Origin of the sequence: Dactylosporangium sp. NPDC000244 (assembly GCF_040300725.1) — a bacterium.
GTDB lineage: Bacteria > Actinomycetota > Actinomycetes > Mycobacteriales > Micromonosporaceae > Dactylosporangium.
In genome coordinates, this window is the sequence record NZ_JBEPEH010000041.1 from 34,826 (window position 1) to 53,043 (window position 18,218).

The window sequence follows — 18,218 nt, forward strand, 5'->3', positions numbered from 1 at the left end:
GGTGAGCGACGCCTAGCGGGCCCAGCGCTGGTTGGCCCCGCCGTTGCACGTCCAGATCTCGACCAGGGTGCCGTTCGCGGTGCCCTGGCCGGTCACGTCGAGGCAGAGCCCGGACTGCACCCCGGCGATGGTGCCGTCGGCGCGGACGGTCCACTGCTGGTTGGCCCCGCCGTTGCAGTCCCAGATGGCCACCGGCGAGCCGGCCGCCGTCGCGTTGTTCAGCACGTCGAGGCACTTGTTCGAGTACACCCGCAGCGCCCCGTTCGACAGCTGCGTCCACTGCTGGTTCGCCCCGCCGTTGCAGTCCCAGATCTCGACCTGGGTGCCGTTGGTCTGCGACTGGCCGGGCACGTCGAGGCAGCGGCCGGACTGGGCGCTCGTGAGCGGCCCGCTGACCGGCGGGGGCGGCCCGGCGACGGCGGTCACCGACAGGTTGTCGAACTGGGCGGTCTCACCCTGGCTGGTGCCGATGCCGACCTGGCCGGTGCTCCACACCGAGTCGCTCAGCGTGGCCACCGTGGCCCCGTCGATCTGGGCGGTGAGGTTGCTGCCCGAGAACGTCAGCGCGACGTTGTGCCAGGTGCCGGTCCCCGGTGCGGCGACGGTCCCGCTGCGCAGCACCGTGCCGGCGTTGTTGACGTCGTTGCGCAGCAGGGTCCAGGCGCCGGTGTTGGTCAGGCGGAGGTAGTACGCGTTGAGGCCCGCCGGCCCGAAGGCGTGCTGGAGCCCGGCCCGGCCGATCACCTCGGCGTAGCCGGCCTGTTCCAGCAGCACGTCGGCGGACACCTTGTAGTTGCTCCAGCCGAGGTCGCCGAGCAGCGCGTACGGGTCGCTGAGGTCGTCCCAGGTGATCGGGGCCCGGGGCGACATCTGCCGCACGCACTTCGTCCCGCCGCACTGGGCGATCTCGAACGCGCCCTGCATGTCGGCCAGGTACTTCGCCTCGCGCCCGATCGCGTAGCCGTTGAAGTCGTCGGTGTACGGCAGCGCGAGGGTGCCCGCGGCCGGGGACGTCGCGGTGCCCTTGCCCTGGCCGGTCGTGGTGCTCAGGGTGTAGACGCGCCCGGGCTGCAGCGTGATCGTGTACGACCCGTTCGACGGGGTTACGTCGGCGGTGTGCGCGAAGTAGTCGGCGTTGCTGGTGCTGCTCAGCAGCGAGGACCACACGTGTACCGCGCCGGTGGACAGCCCGCCGGTGACGGTGGCGGTGAACGGCTGCGCGGCGGTGGCGTCCAGCGTCTCGATGACCACGCTGTAGTTGCCGCCGGCCGGGTCGCGCAGGGTGACGTACGACCCGTTGGCCCGGTTGCCGCCCAGGTAGCCCGACGCCGAGTCGAGGTAGCGCCAGCCCGGGGCGGTGAACTGCGTGGTGTGCGCCATCACCCAGGTGTTCTTGCCGATCGAGTAGTTGCCGGACCACGGCTGCGCGGCCAGGGCGACGCCCATCGTCGGGAACGGGATGTTCGGGGTGATCGCGGCGATGACCGGCCAGTTGAGGTACGCGGTCATCTTCCCGTCGAGGTAGCCGCGGTTGATGCCGCGGGCGAGCGCGACGGCGCCCAGGTTGTAGTCGTCGGAGCCGTTCTCGCTCGCCCAGACCTTCTTGCCGCTGTTGATCGCGTTGGTGCTGCTGGGGCAGTTCGTCTGGGCCCCGCGGTAGCCGCAGACGTAGTGCGAGCCGAGCACGTCCACGGCGGCCGCGAACGCCGGGTCTGTTACCACGTCGTTGGCCGGGTCGAAGCTGGTGTCGTCGGCGACCACCTGCACGTTGCCGTAGCCGTGGCTGTTGAGGGCCGCCTTGAGCCGCTCGTACCAGCTCTTGTCGTAGCCGCGCTCGTTCCAGCCCCCGAGGTAGTCGAACGCGAGGCCGTGGCTGTTCTTCGCGCAGTCCAGGAAGGCGAGGTAGTAGTTGATCATGTCGTCCGACCAGAAGTTGCCGTTGCCGATCCAGCCGGGGGCGCCCCAGGCGAGGGCGTACAGCTTGATCTGCGGGTTTCTGGCCCGGGCCTGCTCGGCCATCCACCACTCGTAGCCGCGGTTGCAGTTGAGGTCGCCCGCGGTGTGCTGGTGGCTGGGCTCGGCGCCGCTGGTCGAGTTGGTGTCGCCGCCGACCTCGACCTTCATCATCTGCATGGCGGCGCCGTAGCCGGGCTTGAACAGGTAGTCGAGGATCTGGGTACGCTGGGGCTCCGGGTAGTCGTAGAGCAGCCGGCTGTTGCCGCCGCCCCCGGAGATCGCGCCGACGCCGTCGAACGTGCGCCCGGCGGCGGTGCCGTTGATCGTGACGGTGGTGGCCGCGGCCGCGGGCCCGGCCGCGACGAGCTGCGCGACGACGAGACTGAGCGCGGCGAGCAGAGCGAGGCGAGACTTCATGTGTGGTCCTCCATGGCGGTGGGGTGAACCACCAACCAGATTCGCACACGTATCGACACACTTCTACAATGAACCGTGTCGATTTCTGTGACCGCGATCGATATCGGCGGAACCTGGACCCGGGTCCGGTCCGGCGACACCCTGACGAGATTCCCGAGCGAGCCGGACTACGGCCGCCAGCTGCGCGCGCTGATCGCGGCCGTGCCCGCGGGCACATCGGCGATCGGCGTGTCCTTCGGCGGCCGCGTCACCCCGGCGGGTGCCGTGCGGGTGGCGCTGAACCTGCGCGGCTACGAGGGCCGCCCGCTGGCCGCCGACCTGTCCGACGCGCTCGGCGTGCCCGTCCGGGTGGCCCACGACGCGACGTGCGGCCTGCTGGGCGAGTGCGCGGCGGGAGCCCTGCGCGGCTTCGAGCGCTGCGGCTACCTGACCCTGTCGACCGGGGTGGGCGCGGCCCTGCGCCTGGGGACGGTACACCTGACGACGGAGGCGGGCCACCAGCTCATCGCGGGCAACGAGCGCCCGTGCGACTGCGGCCAGATCGGCTGCCTGCAGACCCTGACGGGCGGCAGCGCCCTGCACCGCCGCCTCGGCCGCCCCCTGGAGGACGTCGACGACCCGCACTTCTGGCGCGCGTACGCCTCGTCACTCGCCCTGGGCGTGGCGAACTTCGCCCTGAACGCCGGCCTGGAGGCGGTGGCCCTGGGCGGCGCGATCGCCCTGCGGCGCCCCGCGCTCTGGCCGCCGCTGCGCGAGTCCCTGGCCGAGCTCCTGACCTACCAGCGGGTCACGGTCGTCCCGGCCGAACTGGGCGAGGAGGCCCCACTGCTCGGCGCGGCGCTGCTACCCGGCCTTCCCGAGGCCGCGATCCTGCACTGAGCTGTAGGCATGACTCGGGTCCGCGGTGGTGCGGACCGTCGCTCCCGCCAGACACCGCTGGGCGCTGCGCGCCGACGCTGCCAGCTCCGCGGGTGGTAGCGCCGCCCCAGATGAAGCCCACCGGCACCGCAACCTCCGCCACCGGCTCCCGTGGTCGCCGGCTCCCTTCGGGCCGCGGCGGGTGGCCTCGGGGCTTCTCGTTCTCGCGGCAGCCGTCGCTGTGAGTGCTCGCCGATGTCGGCGGCTTGCCGGAAGGGGACTGGTCAGCGTCCGCCGAGGCCGATGGCGGTGGCGTGGCTGGGAGACAGGACGATCGGTTGGGTCCAGCCGCGGACCACCGCTGCGACCTGGGCCCGGTGCGGCTGCACCGGGTGGAGGTCGCGGCCACGTGACCAGTTGTCCAGCAGTCCCTGGGTGGTGGCGAGAGCCATGGTCACTATGGTGTGCGCGCGAGCCGGAGGCTCGCACCACAGTGGGACCGGCACGGATCAGCGGGCCCGCCCCCGGGCCTGGCAGCGATGGCGCGCCAGCGCCGAGTGGTGTCTGGCGGGAGCGACGGTCCGCACCACGGCGGACCCGAGTCATGCTTTAAGGCTTTTATCGCCTGACGAGGCTTATGTGGTGTTATAGCCGTACAAACCGGACTAACAGGACTATCGTCGTATTGTGCTCACGCTCAGTGACTCCGAACTGGTGCTCGACACCGCCCGCGGGCCGGTCGCGGCGCTGCACATGCCGCCGCCCGCCGAGGCGGACCGCAACGCGGCCGTCGTGCTGTGCGCCGGGGTGGTCGGGTCCAAGGAGGACTTCGTGCCCGTGCTGCCGGCGCTCGCCGCCGCCGGGTACCACGCCTACGCCTACGACTACCACGGCCACTACGCCCGGCTCGACGGCGAGTCGCCCGAGGCGCACACCATCGCCAGGCACGCCGAGGACCTGGTGGCCGTGCTCGCGAGCGCGGGGCGGCCCGTGCACCTCGTCGGGCACTCCTACGGCGGGTTCGTCGCCCGCGCCGCCGCGCTCGCCCGGCCCGACCTGCTGCTCTCCGTCACGCTCATCGGGGCCGGGCCGGGGATGGACGGGTTCCGGCACCGCAAGCTGCTCTCCGGCTTCGACAAGACCCTCGCGCTGCAGGGCGCGGCCGTCATGTGGCCCGTCGTGCGGCGGCTGGTGCCCGAGCGGGACGTCGACCGGCGGGAGTTCTGGCGCCGCCGGCTCGACGGGATGCGCCTGGCCTTCCTGCACGGGGCGCTGCGCTCGCTCACCGCCGAGCCGGACCGCGGCGCCGACCTGCGCGCCACGCGGCTGCCGGTGCTGCTCATGCACGGGTACCGCGACCAGCGCCTCTGGTCCACCCAGGACTTCGCCGGCTACGCCCAGCGGCTCGGGGCCGAGCTTGACATCATCCCGGACGCGTCGCACAGCCCCAACCTGGAGCAGCCCGAGCGCACGGTCGCGGCGCTGCTGCGGTTCTGGGCCGGGGCCGAGCGCCGCCACGGCGAGCGGCTCTTCCTCGACCTGGTCCGGCCGCGGGCGCTCGCCGAGCCGTACGCGCACTACCGCACCCTGCGCGAGCGCACCCCCGTGCTGCGCATCGACCTGCCCGGCAAGGCCGCCGCGGTGGTGCTCAGCCGGCACGCCGACGTGGCCCGGCTGCTGCAGGAGCCGATCTTCGCCAGCCCCGGCGAGGACCCGGCCCGGCTCACCCCCAACTGGCGCGACGTGCGGCTCATCCGCTGCCTCTACCAGTCGTTCGGCTGGCGCGAGGGCACCGTGCACAGCGAGCTGCGCGCCGCCCTGGCCCGCCGGCTCGTCCCGCGCCGCGCCGAGGAGCTTCGCGGGCACACGATCGACACCGCCGAGGCCTGCCTGGACCGGCTGGGGGAGCGGCTCGCCGACGGCGGGACGGTCAACCTCGCCGAGGCGCTCGCGGTGCCGTTCGCCTCGCTCGTCACCGGGCGGCTGCTGGACATCCCCGACGCCGACGCGCTGCGGCTGGGGGAGGCGGCCCGGGTCGCGTCGGCGGCGTTCGAGCCGTTCATGACGCCCCGGCAGCGCACCGGGATGGCCGCGGCCGGCGACGAGATCATCGACGCGCTCGAGGCGCTCGCGGCCGAGCGGGAGACCGGGCTGCTGGCGATGGTGCGGGGGCTGCGGCCCGACCTCGGCGAGCAGTACCTCGGCGACCTGGTCCTGCTCTTCGGGGCCGGCTACGACTCGCCGGCGAGCCTGGTGTCCCTCGGGGCGCGGCTGCTGCTGTCGTACCCCGACGAGGCCGCCCTGGTCCGCGGCGGCGACGAGGCCCAGGCCGAGCGGGCCGTCGAGGAGATCCTGCGCTACGAGCCGCCGGTGCAGGTGGCGGTGCGCATCGCCATGGCGCCCGCCCGCTTCGGCGACGTCGAGGTGGCGCCCGGCATGGCGGTGCTCGGGCTCGTCGGGGCGGCGAACCGGGATCCGGCGTACGTCGGCAAGCCCGACCGCTTCGACGTGCTGCGCAAGCCCGGCCGCGCGTCGCTGAGCTTCGGCGCCGGCCGGCACTTCTGCCCGGGCGCGGCGCTGGCCCGGCTGCACGCCCAGGTGCTCTTCCCCCGCCTGCTGCGCCGGTTCCCCGCGCTGCGCATCGCCGGGCCGGTCCGCTACCGGGCGCCCGGCACCATGCTGCGCGGCATCGAGGACCTGCCGGTGACGTTGTCGGCGCCCGAACGACCGGAGGACTGACGTGCGCGTGCTGTTCACCATGAACCCGGCCCCGGGCCACCTGTTCTCGATGGTGCCGCTGGCCTGGGCTTTGCACCTGCGCGGCGACCAGGTGCTCGTCGCCGTCCCGCATCCGCTGCACCAGCAGGTGCGCCGGGCCGGGCTGACCGCGGCCGTGGTCGGCGGGGACGCCTCGTTCTTCGAGCTGTGGCCGTCCGGCGTCGGCCTCGGCGGGAACGAGGAGCTCGACCTGGACGTGTTCGTCGCCCTCGCCGAGCGCACCCGCGACGACGTCGACGCGCTCGTGCGCGCCTGGCGGCCGGACCTCGTCGTGACCGAGCCGGTCGAGTACGCCGGGCCGCTCGCGGCCACGCGGGCCGGGGTGCCGTGGGTGCTGCAGCACTGGGGGTTGCCGGTCCCCGAGCCGGTGCACCGGGCCGCGCTGGACAAGGCCGGGCCGCGTCTGTCCACATTGCAGGGCGGGATCGCGGTCGACCCGCCCGCGCTCACCGTCGACACCTGCCCGCCGAGCCTCGGCGCCGTGCCGGGCGGGACGCCGATGCGCTATGTGCCGTACAACGCCGCCTGCACCATCCCCGGCTGGCTGCTCGAGCCCCCGGACCGGCCGCGGGTCTGCGTGTCGATGGGCACCGTACCGATCCCGGAGGGCGTCGACGGCCTCACCGCCGCGGTGCTCGGCCTGCGCGAGCTCGACGTGGAGGTCGTGGTCTCCGGCGCCGGCGTGCACAACCTCGGCGGGCTGCCCGACGGGGTGCGCCGCATCGGCTGGATCCCGCACAACCAGGTGCTGCCCGGCTGCGCGCTGTTCGTGCACCACGGCGGCTCCGGCAGCTCGATGGCGGCCCTGACCGCCGGCCGCCCGCAGCTGCTCATGCCGCAGATGTGCGACCAGTTCGCGATCGCCGAGCGGCTCACGGCCGCGGGCGCGGCCCGCGCGGTACCCTTCGCGGAGCGCTGCGCCGCGGCCGTGCGCATCGAGGCGGCCAAGCTGCTTTCCGACGACGGCTACCACCTGCGCGCGGCCGAGCTGGCCGCCGAGATCGCGGCGATGCCGTCCCCGTCCGCGGTGGCCGACACGATCGCCACCCTCACGCGCTGACGGCGATCAGCCGCGCAGGAAGCGGTCGAAGAAGCCGCTCAGGTGGCGGCGGGTCCGGGCGATCGCGTCCTCGGGGCGGATCGTGCCGTAGGCGTCCGCGGACAGGCGCAGCAGCACCGAGTCGTGGAAGGTGAGGTGGCGCGCCCCGGCCACGCGGACCGTGCGGTGCCAGCCGCGCAGCTTCGCCTCGAACGCGGGCCAGGACTCGTCCGCGTCGTCGCTGCCGACCAGCAGGAACGGCTCGTCCAGGCCGGTCCGCGCGACGGGGCCGTAGAACGTGCCGTCCAGGTTGGCCCCGGCCACGAGCCGTGGATCGTCGCGCACGGCCTGGGCCGCGGCCGCGCCGCCGAGTGAGTGCCCGAAGACGCCGGCCCGGCCGCGGACGCCGAGGCGGTCGAGCACGAAGCGGATGTCGGCCGCTCGCACCGTCACCATGCGCGCGGCCACCTCGGCGATCGTGTCCGGGTCCTGCAGCAGCGGGACGATCGTGTTCGGCTCGATGCGCCCGCCCGGGAACTCGACCGCGATCCCGTCGTGGGTGTGGTCGAGGGTCACCACCAGGTAGCCGCGCGCCGCCAGGTGCTCGACCAGCGCCGAGCCGGAGTTGCGCAGCGCGCCGAAGCCGGGGGAGAAGACGAGCACCGGGCATCCGGGGCGGCGCTGGGCCCGCAGCCGTCCGTGGGTGCGGACCTCGGCCAGGCCGGGTAGGTCGCGCGGGGTGCCCGTGACCGTCTCGATCAGGTCGCGGCCGACCGGCCCGGCCTCGCCCGCCGTCACCCAGGGTGCCCGCGGGCCGGATCGCGCCGTGGTGGGGTACCACAGCTGCGCCATCAGCTCCCGGGGACGGTTCCCGCTCACCCACGGGTCGGTGCGGGAGCCGTCGACGAGGTGCAGCACGGTCGTGCCGATCGGGTGCGGGCCGTCGGGATCCGGCAGCTCGAAGGCGGCGTGCGTGCGCGTCAACGCCGGGACCGCGGGGCCCGTCGCGGCCAGCGCGGCGGCCGATGCGAGGAAGGAGCGTCGATCCATGCGGCGAACCGTAGGAGCCTGTCCCGGGGGAGCGCGTCCTGCTCAGGTAGTACGACCTCGCGTGGACGACGCGCGGCCGGTGCGCGCCTAGCGTCACGGATCGTGACGAACAACGGGATGGGACGGGTGGCGGTCCGGGCCGCCGACGTGGTGAAGGTGTACGGGAGCGGCGACACCGCGGTGCGCGCGCTCGACGGGGTCGGGGTCGAGTTCGCGGCCGGGGAGTTCACCGCCGTGATGGGGCCGTCCGGCTCCGGCAAGTCGACGCTCATGCACTGCCTGGCCGGGCTCGACACGGTCGACGGCGGGTCGGTGCGCATCGGCGGGACCGAGATCACGGGGCTGTCCGACCGGGCCCTCACGCGGCTGCGGCGAGAGCGGATCGGGTTCGTGTTCCAGTCGTTCAACCTGCTGCCGACGCTGACCGCCGAGCAGAACATCACGCTGCCGCTCGACCTCGCCGGGCGCAAGGCCGACCCGGGCTGGCTGCGCGAGCTCGTGACCACGCTGGGCATCGCCGAGCGGCTGCGGCACCGGCCCTCCGAGCTCTCCGGCGGCCAGCAGCAGCGGGTCGCGTGCGCGCGGGCGCTGCTGAGCCGGCCCGACGTGGTCTTCGCCGACGAGCCGACCGGCAACCTCGACTCCCGCTCCGGGGCCGCGCTGCTGGAGTTCCTGCGCCGCAGCGTGCGCGAGCTCGGCCAGACGATCGTCATGGTCACGCACGACCCGGTCGCGGCCGGGCACGCCGATCGCGCGGTCCTGCTCGCCGACGGGCGGATCGTCGAGGAGATCCACCGGCCGAGCCCCGACGCGGTCCTGGCGGGCCTGCGCCGGCTGGGGGGCTGACGTGCTGCGCACCGCGTTCACCGGGCTGCGGGTCCGGCGGCTCGTCCCGACCCTGGTCGCCGTCGTGCTCGCGGTGGCCTTCGTGGCGGGGACCCTCATCTACCGGGACACGGCGCAGGCGGCGCTCTACGACGAGTACGCCCGCGCCGCCCGCAACGTCGGCGCCGCGCTCACGGCCCGGGACGACGGGCGGCTGGAGCCGTCCGCCCTGGACCGGGCGCGGGCCGACGCCGGGGTGGCCGAGGCCGACGGGCGCCGGGCCGAGCGGCTGCCGCTGCTGGACAAGCGGGGCCGGATCGTCACCGACATCGGGCTGCCCGGCTACGGCATCAACGCCGGCACCGTCGCGCGGCTGCGGCCGTTCGACGTGCACGCGGGCCGGCTGCCGCAGACCGGGGGCGAGGCGGCGCTCGACACCCGTACCGCCGCCCGCATCGGCTTTTCGATCGGCGACGAGATCACCGTCATCGGTGCGGGCGAGCGGCGGCAGCGGCTGCGGGTCGTGGGCACCGTCGACGTCACCGGCTTCGGCGGCGGCCGCACCTCCACCGTGGTCCTCACCGACGCCGAGCTGACCGGGCTGACCGGCTCGGCCGGCTACCGGGAGGTCGTCGCCGCGCTGCGGCCGGGCGCCGACGCGGCCGCCGTGCGCGACCGGCTCGGGTCCGGGTCCGACGCGCGGGCCCGCACCGGCATCCAGCTGCGCGACGACCTGGCCAAGGCGGCCTCCGGGCAGCTCAGCGGGCTGCTCGTCGGCATCGGCCTGTTCGCGCTGGTGGCCGTGCTCGTGGCCGGCTTCGTCATCGTGAACACGTTCACCATCCTCATGGCCCAGCGGCTGCGCGAGACGGCCCTGCTGCGCTGCGTCGGCGCCGGGCGCGGGCAGGTGTTCCGGCTCGTGCTGGCCGAGGCCGCGCTGGTCGGGCTCGCCGGCGCGGTCCTCGGCACCGGCCTCGGCGTGCTCGTCGCGCTGCTCATGTCCCGGCTCTCCACGGTCCTCGGGCTGCCGGCCGGCGACGTGGTGCTCAGCCCGCTGCCGCTGCTGGCCGGCCCGGCCCTCGGGCTGCTGGTCACCGTCGGCGCCGCGGTCGCCCCGGCGCTGCGCGCGTCCCGGGTGCGGCCGATGGCGGCGCTGCGGGCCGCGGTGCCCGAGTCCGGCTCCCTGCGCCGCACCTCGCTGGTGCTGGCCGTGCTCGCCGCGCTGGCCGGCACCGCGATCACCGTCGCCGGGCTGCGCGGCACCGGCGGGGTCCTGGCCGCGATGGCGCTGGTGATGCTGGGCGGGATCGGCAACTTCGCGGCCCTGCTGCTGCTCATGCCCCGGCTCGTCGGGCCGGTCGTGCGGGCGCTGGGCTGGCTGCCGGGGCGGCTGTTCGGGGTGCCGGTGAAGATGGCCACCGCGAACGCGGCCCGGCATCCGGCCCGCACCGCGGCCACCACGGCGACCCTGCTCATCGGGGTGGCGCTGATGGCCGGCGGCGGTACCGTCGCGGCCACCGCCAACCGGACCGCCGAGGCGCAGCTCAACAAGGCCTTCCCGGTCGACTACCTGCTGACGCCCGCGGTGCCCGGCGAGCTGGTGCCGGCCGGGGTGGCGGGGGAGGTGCGGGCCGCGGGCTTCCCGGTGGCCGCGCCGGTCAAACAGGGCGAGGCCGGCGACGTGCTGGTCGGGACCGTCGGCGCCGGGGCGGACGTGTTCGGGGCCGACGTGCGACCCGGCACCGCCGTCATCCCGGCCGCCGGGCAGGTGCGCGCCACCGCCGGCTCGACGATCGAGCTCGTGGCCGGGGACCGCCGGCTGCGGCTGACCGTGGCCGCGATCGTGCAGAGCTCGAGCCTCGTCGGCGACGCGGTGATCGCCGAGGCCGACTTCGCCACGCTGTTCCCGGACGTGCACGACGACGGCCTGGTGCTGGTGAAGGCCGCGCCCGGGCTGTCGGCCGCGGCCGCGCGGCAGAAGCTCGACGACACCCTGGCCGCACACCCGCTGGTGCAGGTGGCGGACCTGGCCGAGGTGCGCGACCAGCGCAACGCCGAGATCGGCCAGATGGTCGCGATCATCGCCGCGCTGCTGGCCTTCGCGCTGGTCATCGCGGTCATCGGGATCGGCAACACGCTCTCGCTGTCGGTGCTGGAGCGGGCCCGGGAGTCGTGGCTGGTGCGCGCGCTGGGGCTGACCCGCGGGCAGCTGCGGGCCACGCTGCTGACCGAGGCCCTGCTCATGGCGCTGGCGGGGGCGTTGGGCGGGGTGGCGTTCGGCGTGCTCTACGGGTGGCTCACGACGAAGGCGGCCTTCGGGGCGGTACACCCGCTGCTGAGTGTGCCCTTCGGCCAGCTGGCCGGCTTCGTGGGGCTCGCGGCCGCCGCCGCGGTCCTGGCGGCGGTCCTGCCCGCCCGGCGCGCGGCACGTGCCTAGGCTCATTGGCGTGAGGGCGAGACTGTTCGACATCGGGGTCACGGCGTGCGTGCTCGCGCTGCTCTACCTCGAGCGCGATTTCGCCCGCCCGCCCGCCCTCGCCGCCATCCTGGTCGCGATGCCGCTCACGCTGCTGTTCCGCCGTGCCTACCCGGTGCCGGTCGCCCTGGTCGTCTGCGGGCTCGCCATCGCGCAGCTCGCGGTGCGCCCGGCGGTGCGGATGGTGGACGTGGCCGCGCTCATCGCCATGTACTCCGTGGTGAAGTACCAGCCGCGTCTCGTGTGGGGCATCGTGGCCGGCGCCGGGGCGGGCATCGGGGTGCTGCTGGCCGCGACCGCCGAGCACCACAACGCCGGCAACTTCTGGACCGTGTTCGCCGTCCTGGGCGCGATCACGGTCGCCGCGTGGGTCACCGCGTTCTCGGTGCGCACGCGCCTGCTCTACGTCGCCTCGCTCGAGGAGCGGGCCGCGACCCTGCAGCGCGAGCGCGACCATCTCGCCCGGCTCACCGCCGCCGACGAGCGGGCCGCCATCGCGCGGGAGCTGCACGACGTCATCGCCCACGGGCTGAGCGTCATGATCGTGCAGGCGGACGGCGCGGCCTTCACCCTGGACCCCTCGGCGGCCCAGGCGCGGCAGGCCCTCGACACCATCGCGGCGACGGGCCGCGACGCGCTCACCGACATGCGCCGGGTGCTCGCGGTGCTGCGCGGGCCGGGAACCCTCGACCGGCGGCGGGTCGGCCTCGCCGATGTGGCGGAGCTCGCGGCCGCCTCGGGGCTCACGCTGCGGGTGGAGGGGGAGGCCGGGCCGCTCGGGGCGGCGGAGGAGCTGACCGCGTACCGGATCGTGCAGGAGTCGATGACGAACACGCTGCGGCACGCGGGGGCCGGGGCGACGTTGACGGTACGGCTGGAGCGGTGCGACGGCCGCCTCACGATCACGGCCACGGACGACGGCACCGGCTCGGACGCCTCCGGCGAGCCCGGGCACGGGCTGGTCGGGATGCGGGAGCGGGTGGCGATGCACGGCGGGACGTTCGCGGCCGGTCCCCGCTCCGGCGGCGGCTGGGAGGTCAGGGCCGTGATCCCGGTGACGACCGCATGATCAGCGTCGTGATCGTGGACGACCAGGAGCTCGTGCGGGCCGGGTTCCGGATGATCCTGTCCGCCCAGCCCGACATGACCGTCGCGGGCGAGGCCGGCGACGGGGCGCAGGCGCTGCGGCTGCTGCGCGACACCCCGGCCGACGTCGTCGTCATGGACATCCGCATGCCGGTCATGGACGGGGTGGCCGCGACCGCCGAGCTCACCCGCCGGCCGGACGGGCCGCGGGTGCTGGTGCTGACCACCTTCGACACCGACGAGGACGCCTTCGCCGCGCTGCAGGCCGGTGCGAGCGGGTTCCTGCTCAAGAACGCGCCCCCGGCCGACCTGCTGGCCGCGATCCGGGTCGTCGCGGCCGGCGACGCCGTGGTGGCCCCGAGCGTGACCCGCCGCCTGCTCGACCGCTTCGTCGTGCCCGGGCCCGTGGTGGCGAAGGCGCCGCCCGGGGTTCGGCTCGACCTGCTCACCGACCGCGAGCGGCAGGTGCTGCTGCTGGTCGCCGAGGGGTTGTCGAACCTGGAGATCGGCGAGCGGCTGCGGGTGGCCGAGACGACGGTCAAGACGCATGTCGGGCGGGTGCTGACCAAGCTGGGCCTGCGCGACCGGGTGCAGCTCGTCGTGCTGGCCTACGAGACGGGTCTGGTCCGGCCCGGCGGATGACGCCGGATCGTCAATCTCTTGCGAAGATGCGTCTGGATATTGCGCGCCAGTGTCGCTGGGGTTACCGTCCCTCTTGCACCGACCAAACCGCCGACCGGTGCATCCCCCGTTCAGCCCGCGCACTGTTCTCAGGCCCCCGCGCCGCCAACCGAGGGCCCGGCCGTGCGCCCGGCTCGTCGAAAGTTGGCACCCCATGCGCATTCCCAGATTCAGGCCCAGAGCACGCACCGCGGCCCTCGTCGCCGGTGCCGCTCTGGCCGCGGCCGGCGCGGTCGTGTATGTCGCGTCGCCGGCCCTCGCGGCCGCGACCGGCGGCGTGGGCGCGACCCTGCCCTACGTCGAGGTGCAGGCCGAGAACGCCACGACCAACGGCACCGTGATCGGGCCCAGCGCGGCCTACAACACGCTGCCGGCCGAGGCCTCCTACCGCAAGGCCGTCACGCTGCAGGGCCAGGGCAAGTACGTCGAGTTCACCACCCCGGTGGCGACCAACTCGATCGTCTTCCGCTACAGCATCCCGGACACCGCGAGCGGCTCGGTCTACACGGCGCCGATCTCGCTGTACATCAACGGCACGCGCAGCACGAACTTCACGCTGACGAACGCGTACAGCTGGTACTACAGCAGCTACCCGTTCAGCAACCAGCCGGGCAGCAACCCGCACCACTTCTACGACGAGGTCAACCGCCTCTTCCCGACGACCTACCCGGCCGGCACCAAGTTCAAGCTGCAGGTCGACTCGGACTCCACCGCCTCGTCGTACACCATCGACTTCGCCGACTTCGAGAACGTCGGCGCGGCGCTGTCCCAGCCCGCCGGCTCGGTCTCGATCACCAGCAAGGGCGCCGACCCGACCGGTGCGCAGGACTCGACCGCCGCGATGAACGCCGCGATCGCCTCGGCCGGCGCCGGCGGCACCGTGTGGATCCCCGAGGGCACGTTCAAGATCCTCGGCCACATCGCGGTCAACAACATCACCATCAAGGGCGCCGGCATGTGGCGCTCGCGCACCACCGGTGACCGCATCGGCTTCTACGGCAACTACGCGCCGACGCCGAGCAGCAACGTGCACCTGTCGGACTTCGCCATCTTCGGCAACGTCCAGGAGCGCAACGACGCCGACCAGGTCAACGGCATCGGCGGCGCGATGAGCAACTCCACCGTCGACCGGGTCTGGATCGAGCACACCAAGGTCGGCGCCTGGATGGACGGGCCGTTCGACAAGCTGGTGATGAGCGGGCTGCGGCTGCGCAACTTCACCGCCGACGGCGTGAACTTCCACAACGGCGTCACCAACTCGGTGGTCACCAACTCCGACGTGCGCAACGCCGGCGACGACGGCCTGGCCACCTGGGCCGAGCAGAACGCCGACGCGAACAACTCGTTCGACCACAACACGGTGCAGTACCCGATCCTGGCCAACGGCATCGCGATCTACGGCGGCCACGACAACTTCGTGACCGACAACCGGGTCATCGACGCCGGCCTCACCCAGGGCGGCGGCATCCACGTCGCGCAGCGCTTCGCCTCCACGACGCTGGGCCGCACCGACGTGCTGCGCAACACGATCATCCGCTCCGGCAGCCTCGACCCGAACTGGCAGTTCGGCGTCGGCGCGCTGTGGTTCGACGCCCGCGACGGCGTGATGAACGGCCTGACCAACGTCGACAACATCCTCATCCAGCAGAGCCCGTTCGAGGCCATCCAGTTCGTCTCCGGCTCGAACATCTCCAACGTGAAGATCAACAACGCGACGATCCAGAACACCGGCACCTGGGCGATCCAGGAGCAGGTCGGCGGCGCCGCGACGATCACCAACTCCACCGCCACCGGCGTGCAGGCCCCGGCCGCGATCTACAACTGCGGCGTCGGCTTCACCCTCACCGACGGCGGCGGCAACAGCGGCCTGTCCACGAGCGCGTGCTCGAACCTGCAGACCCCGACCTTCCCGCCGTACCTGCCCGACAACGGCTCGAGCATCAACATCAGCCCGAGCGCGGTCGGCTTCGGCTCGGTCGTCACCGGCTCGACCAGCGCCGCCCAGACGGTCACGGTCACCAACTCCGGCAGCGGCGCGGCCCCGGTCGGCACGATCGCGGTCAGCGGCGACTTCGCCCAGACCAACACCTGCGGCAGCAGCATCGCCGCCGGCGCCTCCTGCACCGTGAGCGTCACGTTCAAGCCCACGGTCGCCGGCGCGCGCACCGGCACCCTCACCGTCACCGCCTCGGGCATCACCAACACCGTGCCGCTGTCCGGCACCGGCGTCGCCCCGGGCCCGATCGTGAACGCCGACCCCGGCAGCCTCAGCTTCGGCGGTACCGTCGTGGGCACGTCGTCCGCGACCCAGACCGTCACGCTGAACAACTCGGGCACCACCGCGGCGAGCGTCTCCGGCATCGCCACCTCCGGCGACTTCAGCCAGACCAACACCTGCGGCAGCAGCATCGCCGTGGGCGCGTCCTGCACCGTGACCGTCAAGTTCACCCCGACGGCCTCGGGCTCGCGCACCGGCTCGCTGACCGTCACCAGCAACGCCAACAACAGCCCGGCCACCGTGGGCCTCTCCGGCTCCGGCATCGGCACCGACACCAACATCGCGCTGAACAAGACCGCCACCGCGAGCAGCCAGGTCAACGGCACCCAGACGCCGAACACGGCCACCGACGGCAACGCGGCCACCTACTGGGAGAGCGCCAACAACGCCTTCCCGCAGTGGATTCAGGTCGACCTCGGCGCGGCGACCAGCATCGGCAAGGTCACCCTGAAGCTGCCGCCGGACACCGCGTGGGCCACGCGCACGCAGACGCTGTCGATCACCGGCAGCACCGACGGCACCAACTTCAGCACCCTGTCGGCGTCGGCCGGGCGCACCTTCAACCCGGCGTCGGGCAACACCGTCGCGATCACGGTGCCGGCGACGAACGTCCGCTACGTGCGGGTGAACGTCACCGCCAACACCGGCTGGCCGGCGGCGCAGCTGTCGGAGCTCGAGGTCTACCCGAGCGGCGGCGGCACGGTCAACGCGCCCGTGCTCAGCGCGAGCCCGGCGTCGCTGTCGTACGCCACCCAGGCCCTCAACACCACGAGCGCCGCGCAGTCGGTCACCATCACCAACACCGGCACCGCGGCGGCCACGGTCTCCGGGGTCAGCGTCTCGGGTGACTTCGCCCAGACCAACACGTGCGGCTCGATCGCCGTCGGCGCCTCGTGCTCCGTCAGCGTGACCTTCCGCCCGACGGCCTCGGGCACCCGCACCGGCACGCTCACGATCACCAGCAACGCCAACAACAGCCCGACGACCGTCGCGCTGAGCGGCACCGGCGCCGGCAGCTCGCCGATCGACCTGGCCCAGGGCAAGGCGACCAGCGAGTCTAGCCACAACGACGTGTACCCGTCCGGCAACGTGGTCGACAACAACCAGGGCACCTACTGGGAGAGCGCGAACAACGCCTTCCCGCAGTGGGTGCAGGTCGACCTCGGCTCGGCGCAGAGCGCGTCGCGGGTCGTGCTGCAGCTGCCCGCCGGCTGGGGTGCGCGCACCCAGCGCATCCAGGTGCAGGGCAGCACCAACGGCACGTCGTTCACGGAGCTCAAGGCGGCGGCGGACTACAGCTTCACGCCGGGCGCCAACAACACCGTGACGATCACGTTCACGGCGAGCACGCAGCGGTACTTCCGCCTGACGTTCACGTCCAACTCGGGCTGGCCGGCCGGTCAGCTCTCCACCTTCCAGGTCTGGAACAGCTAGTCAGCAAGGGTTTCGAGCGCCGCCGGGTCCTCGGACCCGGCGGCGCTCACGCTTCTGGGGTTCAGTAAGGCCTTGACATAACTATTGACGGCCATGCAGGATTACGCGCCGTGGCGGCACAGCAGACGCATCCCCGCGACCTGTGGCGACGCTTGAGCGGCACCGCCCGACGGGTCGCCGAGACGCTGCGCCTGTATGGGCCCCGCACCCGCGCCGAGCTCGTCACCCTCAGCGGCCTGTCCCGCCCCACGGTCTCGGCCGTGCTCACCGACCTCGGCGGCGCCGGGCTCGTCAGCGAGAAGGTCGGCGCCGCGGCCCGCCCGGTCGGCGGCCGCCCCGCGTCCGTGGTCCAGCTGACCCGCCGCGCCGGCATCGCCGTCGGCGCCGACATCGGCCGCCGCCACGTGCGCGTCGCCGTCGCCGACCTCGGCCACACGGTGATCGCCGAGCGCGGCTCCCGCACCGACTTCGACATCGACGACCGCCCCGCCGACGCCCTCGAGCTCGCCGTGGTCCTCGTCGACGCGGCGCTGGGCGACATCGGCGCGACCCGCGACGACGTCGTCGGCGTCGGCCTGGGGGTGCCCGCCCCGATCACCCGCGACTGGCGCATCGGCTCGCCCCCGATGCTGCCGGGCTGGGCCGACCTGCGCCCCGCCGACGAGCTCAACGCGCGCCTGGGCCTGCCCGTGCGCGTGGACAACGACGCGAACCTGGCCGCCCTCGGCGAATACGTCTGGGGCGCCGGCCGCGGCTGCACCGACCTCGTCTACGTCAAGCTCGCCACCGGCATCGGCGCGGGGATCGTCCTGGACGGCCGGCTCTACCGCGGCGCGGCCGGCACCGCGGGCGAGCTCGGCCACGTGACGCTGGACGCGCGCGGCGCGGTGTGCCGGTGCGGCAACCGCGGCTGCGTCGAGCTCGCCGTGGGCGGCCGCGCGCTGCTCGCCAACGCGCGGCAGAGCCACCCGGAACTGCTCGACCTCGGCGGCCTGGTCGAGTACGCGCACGCCGGCGACCCCGGCTGCCGCCGTCTCATCATCGACGCGGGGACGCAGCTGGGATACGCGCTGGGCAACCTCGTGAACCTCATCAACCCGCAGCGCGTCCTGCTCGGCGACGAGCTCGGGGCCGCGACCGAGCTGCTGCGCGAGCCGCTGCAGCGCGGCCTGGCCGAGACCGCCCTGGCCGCCGCGGCCGAGGCGGTCGAGGTTGTGCAGAGCACCCTGACGCCCCGCGCGGCCGCCCTCGGCGCGGTGGCCCTGGCCCTGGGCATCGACACCGTGCCCTTCGCCGCCGCCGACCAGCCGTAATCGCGTTCCCGGTTCACTCCCGCCGGT

12 protein-coding genes are annotated in these 18,218 nt (G+C 73.8%); 9 read left to right on the forward strand and 3 right to left on the reverse strand.

Annotated elements, in window-relative coordinates:
• Nucleotides 1–12: 12 nt before the first annotated feature.
• Nucleotides 13–2,373: an RICIN domain-containing protein gene (locus ABT369_RS44360; RefSeq protein WP_350622234.1), complete on the reverse strand. Its 2,361-nt coding sequence runs from the start codon at nt 2,371–2,373 to the stop codon at nt 13–15.
• An 87-nt stretch (nt 2,374–2,460) separates the two neighbouring features.
• Between ABT369_RS44360 and ABT369_RS44365 the strand changes: the two genes are divergently transcribed.
• On the forward strand, nt 2,461–3,252 hold the full coding sequence (locus ABT369_RS44365) for an ROK family protein (RefSeq protein ID WP_350622236.1): 792 nt from the start codon (nt 2,461–2,463) through the stop codon (nt 3,250–3,252).
• 263 nt (nt 3,253–3,515) lie between these two features.
• Here the strand turns inward: ABT369_RS44365 and ABT369_RS44370 are convergent, their stop codons facing one another.
• Nucleotides 3,516–3,683, reverse strand: a complete 168-nt coding sequence (locus ABT369_RS44370; protein ID WP_350622238.1) for a hypothetical protein — start codon at nt 3,681–3,683, stop codon at nt 3,516–3,518.
• A 235-nt stretch (nt 3,684–3,918) separates the two neighbouring features.
• Between ABT369_RS44370 and ABT369_RS44375 the strand changes: the two genes are divergently transcribed.
• On the forward strand, nt 3,919–5,970 hold the full coding sequence (locus ABT369_RS44375) for an alpha/beta fold hydrolase (protein WP_350622240.1): 2,052 nt from the start codon (nt 3,919–3,921) through the stop codon (nt 5,968–5,970).
• Between the two features lies 1 nt (nt 5,971).
• On the forward strand, nt 5,972–7,069 hold the full coding sequence (locus tag ABT369_RS44380; protein WP_350622242.1) for a nucleotide disphospho-sugar-binding domain-containing protein: 1,098 nt from the start codon (nt 5,972–5,974) through the stop codon (nt 7,067–7,069).
• 6 nt (nt 7,070–7,075) lie between these two features.
• On the opposite strand, the gene ABT369_RS44385 is transcribed toward ABT369_RS44380, so the two are convergent.
• Nucleotides 7,076–8,098 carry an alpha/beta hydrolase family protein gene (locus ABT369_RS44385; RefSeq protein WP_350622244.1) on the reverse strand — a complete coding sequence of 341 codons (1,023 nt, stop codon included), beginning with the start codon at nt 8,096–8,098 and terminating at the stop codon, nt 7,076–7,078.
• Between the two features lie 117 nt (nt 8,099–8,215).
• Here ABT369_RS44385 and ABT369_RS44390 point away from each other — a divergent pair, with 117 nt between their 5' ends.
• The 6 genes from ABT369_RS44390 to ABT369_RS44415 all read left to right on the forward strand — a co-directional run bounded on the left by ABT369_RS44390 (nt 8,216) and on the right by ABT369_RS44415 (nt 18,191).
• Nucleotides 8,216–8,944 (forward strand): ABC transporter ATP-binding protein, encoded by a 729-nt coding sequence (locus ABT369_RS44390; RefSeq protein WP_350622352.1) that lies wholly within the window; start codon nt 8,216–8,218, stop codon nt 8,942–8,944.
• Between the two features lies 1 nt (nt 8,945).
• Nucleotides 8,946–11,360 carry an FtsX-like permease family protein gene (locus ABT369_RS44395; RefSeq protein ID WP_350622246.1) on the forward strand — a complete coding sequence of 805 codons (2,415 nt, stop codon included), beginning with the start codon at nt 8,946–8,948 and terminating at the stop codon, nt 11,358–11,360.
• Nucleotides 11,361–11,370: 10 nt separating this feature from the next.
• A complete protein-coding gene (locus ABT369_RS44400) occupies nt 11,371–12,468 on the forward strand; it encodes a sensor histidine kinase (RefSeq protein WP_350622248.1) in 1,098 nt (365 codons plus the stop codon).
• A complete protein-coding gene (locus ABT369_RS44405; RefSeq protein WP_350622250.1) occupies nt 12,465–13,127 on the forward strand; it encodes a response regulator transcription factor in 663 nt (220 codons plus the stop codon). Before ABT369_RS44400 ends, ABT369_RS44405 begins: the two co-directional genes overlap by 4 nt.
• Nucleotides 13,128–13,320: 193 nt before the next feature.
• Complete coding sequence (locus tag ABT369_RS44410; RefSeq protein WP_350622252.1) at nt 13,321–16,878, forward strand: choice-of-anchor D domain-containing protein; 3,558 nt, start codon at nt 13,321–13,323, stop codon at nt 16,876–16,878.
• Nucleotides 16,879–16,988: 110 nt separating this feature from the next.
• Nucleotides 16,989–18,191 (forward strand): ROK family transcriptional regulator, encoded by a 1,203-nt coding sequence (locus tag ABT369_RS44415; protein WP_350622254.1) that lies wholly within the window; start codon nt 16,989–16,991, stop codon nt 18,189–18,191.
• Nucleotides 18,192–18,218 lie beyond the last annotated feature (27 nt).

What these genes read in the sequence shown, in the direction of transcription:
- ABT369_RS44360 (WP_350622234.1), bottom strand. Translation starts at nt 2,373, where the DNA reads ATGAAGTCTCGCCTCGCTCTGCTCGCCGCGCTCAGTCTCGTCGTCGCG.
- ABT369_RS44405 (WP_350622250.1), top strand. Translation starts at nt 12,465, where the DNA reads ATGATCAGCGTCGTGATCGTGGACGACCAGGAGCTCGTGCGGGCCGGG.
- ABT369_RS44370 (WP_350622238.1), bottom strand. Translation starts at nt 3,683, where the DNA reads ATGGCTCTCGCCACCACCCAGGGACTGCTGGACAACTGGTCACGTGGC.
- ABT369_RS44390 (WP_350622352.1), top strand. Translation starts at nt 8,216, where the DNA reads ATGGGACGGGTGGCGGTCCGGGCCGCCGACGTGGTGAAGGTGTACGGG.
- ABT369_RS44410 (WP_350622252.1), top strand. Translation starts at nt 13,321, where the DNA reads ATGCGCATTCCCAGATTCAGGCCCAGAGCACGCACCGCGGCCCTCGTC.
- ABT369_RS44385 (WP_350622244.1), bottom strand. Translation starts at nt 8,098, where the DNA reads ATGGATCGACGCTCCTTCCTCGCATCGGCCGCCGCGCTGGCCGCGACG.